The organism is Methylophaga sp. (assembly GCF_009711715.1).
Lineage (GTDB): Bacteria > Pseudomonadota > Gammaproteobacteria > Nitrosococcales > Methylophagaceae > Methylophaga.
The window spans coordinates 1-13809 of the sequence record NZ_VENF01000001.1; the positions used below are offsets into that span (position 1 = coordinate 1).

The 13809-nt window shown below is 44.7% G+C and carries 10 protein-coding genes and 1 pseudogene; 5 read left to right on the forward strand and 6 right to left on the reverse strand.

All coding sequences use genetic code 11. The annotated features are described in order from the left end of the window. The 5 genes and pseudogenes from FH755_RS00005 to FH755_RS00025 form a co-directional block, all read right to left on the reverse strand. Nucleotides 1-255, reverse strand: a pseudogene (locus tag FH755_RS00005) (cation transporter); the annotation flags it as partial. A gap of 693 nt (nt 256-948) precedes the next feature. Beyond that, nucleotides 949-1158: a hypothetical protein gene (locus FH755_RS00010; protein WP_292437437.1), complete on the reverse strand. Its 210-nt coding sequence runs from the start codon at nt 1156-1158 to the stop codon at nt 949-951. 134 nt (nt 1159-1292) lie between these two features. Continuing rightward, nucleotides 1293-2381, reverse strand: coding sequence for an AAA family ATPase (locus FH755_RS00015; protein WP_292437439.1), 1089 nt, complete (start codon nt 2379-2381; stop codon nt 1293-1295). A gap of 59 nt (nt 2382-2440) precedes the next feature. Next, the gene (locus FH755_RS00020) at nt 2441-2899 is read right to left on the reverse strand and encodes an LAGLIDADG family homing endonuclease (protein WP_292437441.1); all 459 of its coding nucleotides are present in this window, start codon (nt 2897-2899) and stop codon (nt 2441-2443) included. Nucleotides 2900-3340: 441 nt separating this feature from the next. Next, the gene (locus tag FH755_RS00025) at nt 3341-3943 is read right to left on the reverse strand and encodes a DNA-binding protein (RefSeq protein ID WP_292437443.1); all 603 of its coding nucleotides are present in this window, start codon (nt 3941-3943) and stop codon (nt 3341-3343) included. Nucleotides 3944-4062: 119 nt separating this feature from the next. Between FH755_RS00025 and FH755_RS00030 the strand changes: the two genes are divergently transcribed. Continuing rightward, nucleotides 4063-4692, forward strand: coding sequence for a hypothetical protein (locus FH755_RS00030; RefSeq protein WP_292437445.1), 630 nt, complete (start codon nt 4063-4065; stop codon nt 4690-4692). Nucleotides 4693-4867: 175 nt separating this feature from the next. Here FH755_RS00030 and FH755_RS00035 read toward each other — a convergent pair whose 3' ends face one another. Beyond that, on the reverse strand, nt 4868-6226 hold the full coding sequence (locus FH755_RS00035) for a replication endonuclease (RefSeq protein ID WP_292437447.1): 1359 nt from the start codon (nt 6224-6226) through the stop codon (nt 4868-4870). Between the two features lie 607 nt (nt 6227-6833). On the opposite strand from FH755_RS00035, the gene FH755_RS00040 reads away from it, so the two are divergent. Genes FH755_RS00040 through FH755_RS00055 form a run of 4 tightly spaced genes read left to right on the forward strand, consistent with a single transcriptional unit; the run spans nt 6834 to nt 13806 of the window. After that, nucleotides 6834-7703: a GIY-YIG nuclease family protein gene (locus FH755_RS00040; RefSeq protein ID WP_292437449.1), complete on the forward strand. Its 870-nt coding sequence runs from the start codon at nt 6834-6836 to the stop codon at nt 7701-7703. A gap of 16 nt (nt 7704-7719) precedes the next feature. Further along, entirely contained in the window at nt 7720-9288 is a 1569-nt protein-coding gene (locus FH755_RS00045; RefSeq protein ID WP_292437882.1) for a class I SAM-dependent DNA methyltransferase, read from the forward strand. Beyond that, the gene (locus FH755_RS00050; RefSeq protein ID WP_292437451.1) at nt 9278-10669 is read left to right on the forward strand and encodes a restriction endonuclease subunit S; all 1392 of its coding nucleotides are present in this window, start codon (nt 9278-9280) and stop codon (nt 10667-10669) included. Before FH755_RS00045 ends, FH755_RS00050 begins: the two co-directional genes overlap by 11 nt. Next, nucleotides 10666-13806, forward strand: coding sequence for a type I restriction endonuclease subunit R (locus FH755_RS00055; RefSeq protein ID WP_292437453.1), 3141 nt, complete (start codon nt 10666-10668; stop codon nt 13804-13806). The genes FH755_RS00050 and FH755_RS00055 overlap by 4 nt, the downstream gene beginning before the upstream one ends. Nucleotides 13807-13809 lie beyond the last annotated feature (3 nt).

Here is a 13809-nt window from a genome sequence, read left to right on the forward strand (position 1 = left end):
TAATGCGCTGGCAAGATCCTTATCTGCCACGGGCACAGTTTTTTTAAGCGTGGCATCCAGCCCCAATGATTGCATCTGCGACTCAATCGTTGTCGCATTATCTCCATGGAATATGCGTACTTTGCGATTAGGTGTGTCAAATTCAAGCACGACGCTGGGCTCAATCCCATCTAACGCCATGCGGATCATCCCCTCTTCAGAAGGGCAATCCATTTTCGGTACCCGGTATTCACTGACATAAATATGTTTAGGCATGAGGAAGCATACTTTCTTGATTCAAAGATATAAACTTAAATTCTATAGTAATCATAAAATCAATTGACTAAACGATAGAAAGCTTTGACTTGTCAAAAATACAAGCCGTATCCAAATACGCATGCATATGAGCCAACAGGATCAGTATGCTCATGAAACGACTATACCTTTGTCATACACGGTTAATACCATAACCGTTAAGACAGTTATCGGAAATGAAGTCCTGACTATGAAAACATCGGATATACGGGGTAATTTAAATTTTTTTGATTGGTTCTCGAGTCATGACTAATAAGGATGAGAGTAGGGAGGAATAGCCGCTCCAGAATGATGCAGAGTTCAAAAAAATCTATCGGCACCTAACTAACATCCGGATCAGTTAGGCCGGCCTCTGATAAACTATTCTCAGCAACATCAGGGGAATTAGTTCAGTCATATAAGTCAGTCGATTAGTCAATCTGAAATAAACGCCTTCAATTGCTCGATCAGTCTCTCAAACTCTTTATCACCTAAACCTGGCATCGCATGGGTATAGGGTTCCAGGTACAGGCTGACATCAATGAGTCGATGTTTTTGAGTCTGCTTAATGTAGGGCGGATAGTCATCCAAAATAATCACATTGTCGATGTCGTCATCGACGAAGCGTAAATCTTTGTGCTCATCAACCCAGTCGATGTAACGGACTGCTGAAAATCATTCTGGGGCTCTTCCATCTAAGACTAATCTTTTTGCTATTTCTCTAAACCTTTTTTCATCAACGGTTGTAAAAATACAAATATTATTACGCCCAAAAAGACCTTCGCATTGGCACAGGAGTCTCATCAAGCCAGGATAGGAAAAAGGACTAAGCGCATTTGAGATAAAAATGCCTTCTAAATCAAGGGCGAGGGTTAGAGTCGCCATATCAATGCCCAAAGACAACTTTGTTGACGACAGGCCTCCATTTAGACCTCGAATACCAAGTCTGCTTTAAACCCGCTCGGTACAAGTTCTATTGGCCAGACATAAATGATGGCTTCGTTATTGGGGTGCAGCATTTAAATTTTCGCAAGAAATCCCATACCCCTCTGCTCACTGCTATCTCTGATGTCTGGCCGAATATCTTTATGCGTAATGATGATGGGTCTATATTTTCCACCAGAACGTTGAACTGACTGCCCCATGGCTACTTTCAAACAATGTTTCATCTGTCTTGGCGGAAGGGTTGCCAGTTTTTCGAGAGCATGCTCGTTTAAATAGGGAGCAAAATGTTTACCCCAAGGGTTAGCTTTCAATAAGCCAGTGTAAACGGACTGTGCAATTTTCCTGGCCTGACTCCGTGTAGGCTGTGGAATATCAACGATATGCATTCTAGAGAGGATAGGCGCCGGGATTAGCTCAGGCTCATTGGCTGTGGCAACCCACATGACGGCACTGGCGTTCATTGGCACTTCAATATACTCATCCACGAATCTCCTGGCGGTATGAGCCTCAAGTAAGCTATAAAAAGGGGCAAGAGGATCGAACTGGCTGCTACCTGTTACTTTGTCTACTTCATCCAGCATGATGACGGGATTGGCAAATCTACTTTTTCTCAGACTGTCAGAGATGAAGCCTGGTTTGCTATCGGCCCATGAACAATTGCCGCCATTGATAACAAAGCCGCTTGAAGCTGTGGACATGTCCAGAGAGTAAAAGTCCGTACCTAGCTTTGATGCCAGTGTATGCATAAAAAGCGTTTTTCCAAGCCCTGGAGGGCCTGCTAGTAGCATAGGAGGTAGCTGAATAATGCCAGGCTGCTCGAGGCTGCTTAAAAGCAAGCTTGTTTTACATAAAGAGATAACTTCTGAAAAATTGGGAAACTGATCTTCCAAGCCGTCTAATGTTTGCAAGACATCATCATTGATAATTGCCACACGCTTCACTGAAGGTTCCTTGAGCATGGCTCTCAAGACGGCTTTTTGTTTGTCACTCTGAGTAAAGTCAAGCAGCTCTTTTACTTCACTATGATTGAAAAGTTCGAACACTTGCTTATCGGCTTCAGGCAAATGAGATTTCAACTTTTCCGTCTGATCAGAAAAATAGGCGAAATCATCACGCACCGCTGTCTGCGTTTTCAGGACATCTTTAAGTGATTTTTTATTCATTGCTGGCATCCATGTTTGAAAAGCACCCTCTGCTCACCCGAGCAGAGGGTGAGGGCAGATCACTTTAATCGTGTGATTTTCCTGGCCCATTTTTCGCGTGTTTGATATACCTCTGGTGGCCATCCCTTCATGCCAGGTCGTTTTCCCATCATGCCTTCTTCCCACATCTTCTCGGCCGCATCGGCTTCAAACTGTTTGCGTCTAAGGAAGGGTTTGAGCTTTCTGATGGCCGATAAAGCATGCTTGCTGTCATAGACGAGTGCATAGCTATTTCGATTCATTTTTTCTGTGCGAGTCAACATGGAAATAAAGCTGGGCTCACCGATAATCCCTTGAAGTTCACTGAGCACCTCATAGTTGTTCTGTGTGACGGTGAGTTTCAGCCTGTGGCTGACATTCGGACGGTCTTTATAGGTTTGTCTGGCGATGCAGATACAGCCTTCACCGTCTACAAAGCCAGCTGCCCATGCCATTTCCATTTCTGTATTACCAGTAAAATGTGAATTATATGCACTCATTGTGTGCTCTCCCTGCCAAAAATAATGGCGGTTGATTCCGCCATTGATTTTAAATATACACAATGTGTGTCTTTTTGTCAACTATTTTGTAGGGTACTTTTTGTTTTATACAGAATAGCTCAAGAACATATTCGGGTATAACGCGATGGTTTGTGCTGCCCGGTTCGGCTTCCCAGTTTTGCCATGTCCTATGAGTGACAAGTACTGTGTCTGCGGCCTCACGTTGAGTGAGGCCGAGTTTTTTTCTCAAAGTTTTGAGGTCTTTTGGAGGGATTGGCATTTTCGTAACCAAATATTGAAAATGCCAAATAGCTTATCATGAGGGTGAGTGTTTGAAGTGAATATGATTCACACCGAAATTTCTCTGTGACCGTTGAACTCAATGAGAGGCGGTAAGTGTATGAGGTCCAATATGTAAAAGCCCTTTCAGGATTTTTACAATCATGTTTGTTTTAAGTTGGCTAGTTTATCAACTAAATCAGTGTATTTTTTCTGCAGGGCGTGGTATCTGTCGTTCGAATTTTTTGCTTCTTTGGATTTCTCATCCAGTGCTGTTTTCAGGTAATTACGGTTTTCAGTCATACCTGAAAGCTCGGTCTTGAGATTGTCAACCTCAAGTTGATGTTGTGTTGTCAGAGCAGTGGTAGCCGTCTCATGAGAAGTTGTTAGCTCTTCGATTTGACGCTCCATATTTTGCAAGTCTTCTACCAAGAGAGATGCCTCAGATTTAATTTGAGCGATCTGCTTTGCCGATGTTTCCTGGATTTGGCGAATACTGATTGATGCGTCTTCCTGGATTTTATTCCACCACTTAACAAGTAACTCATTCGATTCACGGATTACACTTTCTGGAATGTCAGGACCTGGCTGTGTAAAAGAAAAATCATTCTCTTCTTGCCATTTTGAAAACATGTTTCCGATAGTGGTGTACGAACCACCAATCTGGCGGACGATGCTGGAAACTGTTGGGATATTATTTTTACTTTGGAGATCAGCAATGCATTGGTCGAAATCTTCCTGGGTAACATTTTTTCTTCTGCTCATATGAAGCGCTCCTGAATTTTTTCTAAATATATCAATATTGAATATCAATGTCAATATGCATTTGATTAATCATGATATATAAGGTTTAATAATTAGTAATTCAGCTTCGGAAATCAATTATGGATTCTCAAACAAGAAAAAAAAATATCAGGGCTCGGCTTAAAAGAGGTGATCTGAAAAAGCTGTCCGAAGAACTCGATATGAGCTACAGCTATCTATCCCAAGCGTTTTCACCGGGTAGCAAATTCACTTTTACAGATGAACTGGCGAGAAAGGTAGAGAAAAAAATGGACTGGCCTGTTGGTGCTTTGGAAGAAGGCCCGGAAGCGCATCCATCAGAATCTATTAATCCGATGCTGATCGTCGCCAACAAACTCCGTTCAAGAGAATTTGCACTATTTTACCGTATGAAAACGATTCGGGCTCCATACAGAGTCAATACAGGGTATTTAGCTAAAACAGCAGACATTGCCATCCTTGAAGATGATTTCACTACCTACGCCCTTGGTAAGCAGTCTGAAGACATAACTAATGAACAGTGTGTAGCGGATTTGGTTTTGATGATGGCAATGTCAGGGGCGAAGTATGGCTTTTTGTACTCGCCAAGCTCTGGCATTGATCCTGCCTGGCAAAACGCTCACAGATATTTCGACGAAAAAAGAGAAAGTAGGTGGTTTAAAAACAGTTCAGGTAAGGTAGTCGAAATTGAAGAAAGTCCTGATAATGTGTTTGAGCATGTGGGCATTTAAGTAGTAATAGTAGTATTGCTACTACTTGATGACGGAGTCTAACCAAGCAGTCAAACACAACATGCAGAGTGAATGCACTAAGCAAGGCTTTTGATGCATTGAAAGCCATTGGTCATACTGGTGCGCGGACTTTGATGATAATAGGCAAATCAAGGCTATTTCTAAGGCATTTTTGCTATGGTGCTTTAAGACTATTCTCAAATTTTTTGAGAAATTTTAGTGACTTTATTCTTTCAGCTGTCATCCGGGGTCTGAGCTTCTTCCTGAGAAGCCATTTTACGTCTTCAAAATCCCAGGTTTTTGCCATTAGCGACTTAAGTGTATCCCGGTTGAGATACTCATCTTGACTAATTGTCCGTAATTCCGTTTTACCCAGTGAAGCCATGATAGATGGGCCTTGTCTCTGCGTAATAGGGGAGAGCCGTGTTGTTGCAGTAACAGACTGGTAAAGGCGTTGAGCAGAAGCATAGTCCCCTTCAGTAGCAGCCCGATTTAGAGCCTGATTGATGTCAGTATAGGCATCCTCAAGGGAGGAGTAATCATGACCAGCAATACGAACTTGGTCTGTACCGTCAGTCAGTGTGTGTGAGTTATAGACTGCAGGATAGCTTGAGTGTTGAATGGCACAAGTCCCTCTTCGGGCAGGATCCCAAATCTTCAATGGTAATAATTTCCGCATCCTGGATCCAAATGCGATGCGACGTGCTTTAAGCTTTTGAGACCACATTGCAATGATTCTTGCAGATTTATTCTGGTATTTGTGGAGCCCCCAGAAGGTTTTTACCATATATCTTAAGCAGGCCTTGACGTTACGTGAAGGCTCGAAATGAACTGCGCCTTGCATGGAGTCAGGAAAGAAGAAAAAACGCTGCAGAGCCGCTTCTACGCGCTCCTGCTCATCGGTAAACAAGGTAATGTGCATATGTGGTGTGCCATCGCTATGCGTTTCTATGCCCCTTACCCATTCAATGCGAATTTTATTATTACGCAACCAGGCATTGAATTGAGCCCAGCGTTCGGTAAGTAGCTTTGCTGATTCATCAGGTGTCATCTTGTTCCAGTTCAATCTGGATACGTGGTATTGAGATGGTAGTGTGATGGTGACAAAAAACGGATCCAGGCCGTCTTTCATTGCAAGGCTGGCAATACCCATAGCTCTTGCCAGGTAGCAGGATGAGCGTGAGTACTGTTTTTTGCTCTGTGAGGCAGCGTAGACAGCGTGATAAAAGCTATATCCAGCGATGCGTACAGCGGATTTTGCTACCCATCCAAGATAATCTTTGTCATTACTGTCATGGATAAGTCTGGCGTTATGAACGATTGAGGTGTAACTGGCAGCCGCTTTCAGTAATCGCCTGATGTGTGGTCGCAGTTGTTTAAATGACGGCGCAGCTGAAATAGGCTTGTCAAACATGGCATGCAGATGGCCTATGACTTCATCATAACTTAGCCTGTCTTCATGCACCAGATAATGGATGTCATCATAAATCTTGTTTGCCAGGATGGCGATATTGTCGTTTGTTACTCTCATCATTCATGCCTACTTGAAACATTGGCTTTGATCAGGCTGTGATTCTTTTATGCACCGCATCTAATGTCACACATACGCTCTCAAAAGCATGAATAACATTGATTTAGGCCCTCGTCAGAAATGAAAAAGCCCGCGAAAAGCGGGCTCTCTCGTTCCGCCTATTCGGCGGTAGACAACAAGACGAAGTTAGTAAACGTCTGTTTTTTTATGAACCGCCTATTCGGCGGTAGATAGCAAGACGAAGTTAGTAAACGTCTCTTTTTTTATGAACCACCTATTCGGTGGTGAAGTATCACATAAGACACTGATTGCTTGATGTGATGGAGAGATATTATACAGAATTAAATATTGATGTCAATACTTAATGTCAATATATTGTGAGTTTTATTAAAAGCAAATGACCAATATCTCCGCCTGGGTCGGCGAAAACCTTAATTAACCTAACTTTAGAAGGAAAAGTCCACTTCGCATCTACCTGGAATATTAATGTCTGTTTAGATAATTGAGATCGAATTGTGTTAAATGTGTTTTTGAGGGGGCAGATGCTCAGAGTCACAAACGAGCCCACTCTGCTACAATCACTCAACTTGATAAGCTTTGAGTTGTCAGGATGACGAAACCACAAACGATTCAAATCTTTCTTCCCTTCGGTAATCCTCAGGGGACACGTGTCGCTGAAATAACAACGCGAACGGTTAGAGTCTTCGATATTCCCCGTAAGCTGCTGCCTGAATTTCTCAATATGACCGAGTCTACCCAGGTTGGCTTGTACTTCTTATTCAGCGAAGTGGATAACGAAGATAGTATATCCTGCTACATCGGCCAGAGCGGTGATGTCGGTAAAAGACTGCAACAACATCATCAGAAAAAAGACTTCTGGCATCGTGCCATTGTCGCGGTGTCCCTCACTAATACCATTACTGATACGCACGCCAAGTACTTGGAATGGGCGTCGATTAAATTGGGACAAGCTTCTGGCCGCTTCCAACTTGAAAATGGCAACTCCGGTTCCAAGCCGCACACGCCGGCACCACTTGAAGCCGACTGTGAAGAAATACTGGAAACCATCCGCGTTTTGATGAGCACTATGGGCTTTCCGGTCATGGAGCCATTACCCAGCCACACCAAAGAAATCCAGAGCACGATTTATTACTGCACGGCCAGAGGCGCCAATGCTCGGGGCATTTTAAGTTCGGAAGGCTTTACGGTCCTCAAAGGCTCCACCTGTGCCATTAAGCCCACAGCCAAAGCCACACCACAAAGCATCAAAACACGCCGTCAGAAACTCATTGATAACGGCGTACTGGTGAATGATGTTGATGCCTTGGTATTTGCCAAGGATTATTTATTCCAATCCCCCAGTGGGGCATCATGTAGTGTGATTTACCGCACCTCCAATGGCTGGAAAGACTGGAAAACAGCAGAAGGCGTCGATTTGGCGACCAGCGAAGAAAATAAAACATCGCTTCAACACAATTAAAAGACTACACACCAATATGGCCAAAACCAAAGCAACAAAAAATAACAAAAGTTTCGAACAGACCCTGTGGGAAAGTGCCGACAAGCTGCGCGGTACGGTGGCGTCGTCGGAATATAAACACATCGTTCTCAGTCTCATCTTCCTCAAATTCGTCAGTGACAAATTTGAAGCACGCCGCCAGGCACTGATTGATGAAGGGCAGGCCGACTTTGTCGATAAGGTCGAGTTCTACACCATGAAGAACGTGTTCTTCCTGCCGGAAGAATCACGCTGGTCAACCATTGTTCGTGAAGCCAAGCAGGAAGATATAGCCCTTCGTATCGATACCGCACTACATACTATCGAGAAGAGTAATAAAAGCCTGCGTGGTGCTTTGCCGGATAACTACTTTTCGCGTCAGGGGTTGGAGCCACGCAATCTCGCCTCGCTTATCGACACGATTAACAACATCGATACCACATCAGACCGTGAAGAAGATGTGGTCGGTCGAGTGTACGAATATTTCCTCGGCAATTTTGCGGCTTCAGAAGGCCAGCGAGGAGGAGAGTTCTACACGCCAAAATGCGTGGTTAACTTGATTGCTGAAATGATTGAACCCTACCGGGGCAAAATTTATGACCCCTGCTGTGGTTCCGGCGGCATGTTTGTGCAGTCGATCAAATTTATCGAAAGCCACGAAGGTAATAAAAAAGACATCTCCATCTATGGTCAAGAGCAAACCAGCACGACTTACAAGCTGGCCAAGATGAACCTCGCCATTCGTGGTATTGCTGCCAACTTTGGTGATGTGCCTGCAGATACCTTCTTTAAAGACCAGCACCCTGACTTAAAAGCTGACTTCATCATGGCCAACCCGCCCTTTAACCTCAAAGGCTGGCGCGGACAGGATGAACTAGTCGATGATCCACGCTGGGCAGGTTATGACGTGCCGCCAACAGGTAATGCTAACTATGCGTGGATATTACACATGGTCAGCAAGCTCTCGGAAAATGGTATCGCTGGTTTTGTACTGGCCAATGGTTCGATGAGTACTAACACCAGTGGCGAAGGTAAGATTCGTCAAAAGCTAATCGAAAACGATCTGGTGGACTGCATGATTGCCTTGCCAGGCCAGTTGTTTTATACCACGCAGATTCCTGTGTGTTTATGGTTCATCACTAAAAATAAAGATGAACAGCATTTTAGTGATGCCCGTGAACCATTCCGTAATCGTCGAGGTGAAACCCTGTTTATTGATGCACGTAATATGGGCACGATGGCTGATCGTACTCATAAAGAGCTTACCACTGATGATTTAGTTGAAATCACTCGCACTTATCACGCATGGCGCGGTGAAGCGAAAGATGGCACTTATCAAGACCAAGCAGGTTTTTGTAAATCTGCCACGCTAGATGAGATTAAAGCCAATGATTACGTGCTGACACCGGGGCGCTATGTTGGTGCAGCAGCACTTGAAGATGATGGCGTGCCATTTGAAGAGAAAATGGCAGAGCTGACTCAAGCGCTTTATCAGCAGATGGCTGAATCAGAAAAATTGGATGCAATGATTAAGGAAAATCTGGCGGGGTTGGGTTATGGGAAATGAGTGGCTAACCCAACCTTTCTTTGATCTATACGATATTCCCTCGAGGAATGGACTGACAAAACCAAAGCGAGTTAGAGGCAAGGGATATAAATTTGTAAATATGGGGGAAATATTTGCTCACGGGAGAATGCTAAATATCCCCTGTGACAGAGTACCAGCAACAGATAAGGAGCTTGAGTCATCAACTCTAGAGCCAGGTGACCTCTTATTTGCTCGCCAGTCATTAGTACTGTCCGGTGCTGGTAAATGTTCTATATTCCTTGGTGATGAAGAGACAGTATTATTCGAATCTCACATAATTCGAGTGCGCCCTAACCCAGATATTATTAGTCCAGAATATCTCTTTTATTATTTCAATAGTCCTATCGGTAGAGCTGAAATATGGAGCATTACTGAACAAGGTGCAGGTCAAGCTGGCATTAGAGGTTCAGATTTAGAAACTGTTTCAATTTCTTTTCCATGTCTAACTGAGCAGAAAAAAATTGTTTCTATTTTGGCGGCACTCGACGAAAAAATCGAACTCAACCGACAGATGAACGAAACGCTGGAGGCGATGGCGCAGGCATTATTTAAGAGTTGGTTTGTGGATTTTGATCCGGTGATCGATAATGCACTGGCGGCGGGTAATGAAATACCCGAATCGCTGCAGAAACGTGCCGCTGTTCGTCAAGCCTTGGTTGAACAACGCAAACCTTTGCCCGCAGATATTCAATCGCTTTTTCCTGACCGTTTTGTTTTCACCGATGAAATGGGCTGGGTGCCGGAGGGGTGGGCTACGAAATCTGTTGATGAGTTGATTGAACTTACTGGTGGGGGCACCCCCAAAACATCGGTCGAAGAATATTGGGACGGTGAGATTCCTTGGTTTTCTGTGGTCGATGCGCCATCAGAATCAGATGTATTCGTTATCAATACTGAGAAGCATGTTAGTGATTTAGGGGTGAAGAACTCTTCAACAAAAATTCTTCGCCCTGGTACAACAATTATCAGTGCAAGAGGAACTGTTGGTAAATGTGCTTTGGTAGCTGTGCCAATGGCAATGAACCAGTCTTGTTACGCAATTGTTGGAAGTGAGGGTTATGGTGACGAGTTCACATATTATCTTGTGCGTTATCAAGTAGCCGGCTTACAGCAACGAAGTCATGGCTCTGTATTCAGTACAATTACGAGAGATACTTTTAGAACTATCAACGTGGCTGCTCCGCCTCAAGAACTCAGCACCAAATTCTCAGAACTTGTATTGCCTTCATTCGAAAAGATACGGGGCAATTTATTTTCCAATGAGCAGCTTACTGGTATTCGCGATGTTCTCTTGCCCAAACTTCTCTCAGGCGAACTTACTATCTCTGATGCTGAAAAACAGGTAGCTGTAGCAGTATGAGCCAATTCACCGAAGCCAAATTAGAGCAAGCCATTATTGAGTTGATTGAACAGCAGGGCTACCTCTACACGGCTGGTGAAACGCTTGATCGCGATCGGTCTGAGGTGATGATTCGTGAGGATTTGGAAGACTTCTTACGTGAACGCTATGCCAGTGATGGTTTAACCGAAGGTGAACTGGAAACCATCATTCGGCGTTTAATCAATTTCAGCTCTGCGGATTTGTATGACTCCAATCGTGCCATCCATAAGTTGGTCGCCGATGGCTTCGTGCTCAAACGTGATGACCATACGCAAAAGGATTTGTTTATCCAGCTGATTGATTACGATAACAGTAGCAATCGTTATCGCATCGTCAATCAGCTGGAAATTGAAGGCACAGAAAAGCGCATCCCCGATGGCATTTTGTATATCAACGGTTTGCCTCTGGTGGTGTTTGAATTTAAGAGTGCCATCCGTGAACAAGCGGTTTTGCACGATGCCTACGTGCAACTCACTACCCGTTATGCCCGCGATATTCCCGAGCTGATGAAATACAACGCTTTGTGTGTGATTTCCGATGGGGTGAATTCCAAACTGGGTTCGTTATTTGCCCCTTATGAGTTTTTCTACAGCTGGCGCAAGGTGACGGGCAATGAGGCAATAGGCGAGGATGGTATCAATGCCCTGCATACAATGCTTGAGGGCTTGTTTGACCAGCGGCGATTATTGGATGTCGTCCGTCATTTTGTGTTGTTCCCGGATGTGTCGAAGCGGCAAGAAAAGATTGTCTGCCGCTATCCCCAGTTCTATGCCGCGACCAAGTTGTATCAGAACATTCTGGAACATCGAAAACCGGAAGGTGATGGTAAAGGTGGCACCTATTTTGGTGCGACTGGCTGTGGCAAAAGCTACACCATGTTGTTTCTGACACGCCTGTTGATGCGCAGTGTCGATTTTGAAAGCCCAACCATTGTGTTGATTACTGACCGTACTGACTTGGATGACCAGCTTTCCAAGCAGTTCACCAATGCCAAAGGCTATATTGGTGACCAGACCGTGATCAGTGTCGAAAGTCGGGCACAGTTACGGGAGTTGTTAAAAGGTCGGACCAGCGGCGGCGTGTTCCTGACTACGATTCATAAGTTCACCGAAGATACCGAGTTACTGACTGACCGGAATAATGTGATTTGTATTTCGGATGAGGCGCACCGCAGTCAGGTCAATCTGGATCAGAAAGTGCGGGTGACCGAGAATGGCGTAAAAAGGACATTCGGTTTTGCCAAGTATTTACATGACTCTCTGCCCAATGCGACCTATGTTGGCTTTACCGGTACCCCTATCGACGCCACGCTGGATGTGTTCGGTGAGGTCGTGGATAGCTACACCATGACCGAATCGGTACAGGATGAAATCACCGTTCGGATTGTCTATGAAGGCCGGGCAGCCAAAGTCACTTTGGATAGTGCCAAGCTGCAACAGATTGAGGATTACTACAAAGACGTTGCCGAAGAAGGCGCGAATGAGTACCAGATTGAGGAAAGCAAACGCACCATGCTGAGCCTGAACTCCATCTTGGGTGATAAAGATCGCATCCGGGCTCTGGCTGAAGACTTTGTTCAGCATTATGAGAACCGCCTTGAGGAAGGCGGCACGGTGATGGGTAAGGCGATGTTTGTCAGTAGCTCACGGCTGATTGCTTATGACCTATACAAAGAACTGAAAGCCTTGCGGCCAGCCTGGTTTGAGGTAAAGGAAAGCGACGGCACTACAGAGCTTACCGAACAGCAGCGTAAGGACATAAAGCCATCGGAACGGGTAAAAATGGTGCTGACCAGGGGTAAAGATGATCCCAAAGAATTGTGGGATTTACTCGGCACCAAAGAGTATCGCAAAGAATTAGATCGCCAGTTTAAAAATCCACACTCCAACTTCAAGATCGCCATTGTGGTCGATATGTGGCTGACCGGTTTTGATGTCCCATTCCTCGATACCATCTATATCGACAAACCCATCCAACGTCACAACCTGATTCAGACCATCTCACGCGTTAACCGTAAGTTCGAAGGCAAGGAAAAAGGCCTGGTGGTCGATTATATCGGTATTAAGAGTCAATTGAATAAAGCCTTGGCCCATTATTCCAAAACGGATGAGACAAACTTTGAGGATATTGAAACCTCGGTGATTGCAGTGAAAGATCACCTGGATCTGCTCAATAAGCTATTCCATCAGTTTGATGCCAGCCCTTATTACACTGGGGAATCACTCAAACAGCTTGAGTGCTTAAATATGGCAGCTGAGTTCGCTATGCTGACCGATAAGCAGGAAAAGCGCTTTATGGGGCTTGTGAAGCGTTTGAAGGCGGCTTATGACATATGCTCTGGTAGTGAGAAGCTAACCCAGCAGGAGAGAGACCAGTCGCACTTTTATTTTGCTGTGCGTTCCATCGTATTCAAACTCACCAAAGGTAACGCACCGGATACCGCTCAGATGAATGCCAAGGTCCGTGAACTGATTGAAGAAGCAGTCAAAGCGGACGGTGTAGAAGAAATCTTCAAGATGGGTGAAGGCAGTGGCGAAGTCGACATCTTCGATGAGGATTACCTGGCCAAAATTGAGAAAATCAAGCTGCCAAATACCAAGATTAAACTGTTACAACAGCTGCTGGCCAAAGCTATAGGGCAGTTCCAGAAAACCAACCGCGCCCAAGCCATTGAGTTCAGTAAACGCTTCCAGGCATTGGTTGAGAAATACAACGAGCGTAAGGAAGAAGATGTCCTGGTCAGTAACGTCCTTGAAGATTTTTCAGATGAAATCATCAAGCTGTTTGAAGAACTGAAGATTGAGATTCACTCGTTTGAGGATATGGGCATTGGTCTCGAAGAGAAAGCCTTCTATGACATTCTCAAAACCCTGATGAAGAAGTATGACTTCAGCTATCCGGATGACAAATTACTGGAGCTGGCCAAAGCGGTGAAGGTCGTTGTCGATGATAAAGCCAAGTACACCGACTGGAGTCAACGCGATGATGTGAAAGCCGAGCTGAAAGTGGATTTGATTCTGCTGTTGGCTAAGTTCGGTTATCCGCCAGTTGACCGTGATGAAGTCTATAAAGAGATTTTTGAACAGGCTGAGAATTTTAAGAAGAATGCTGCCTGAGTT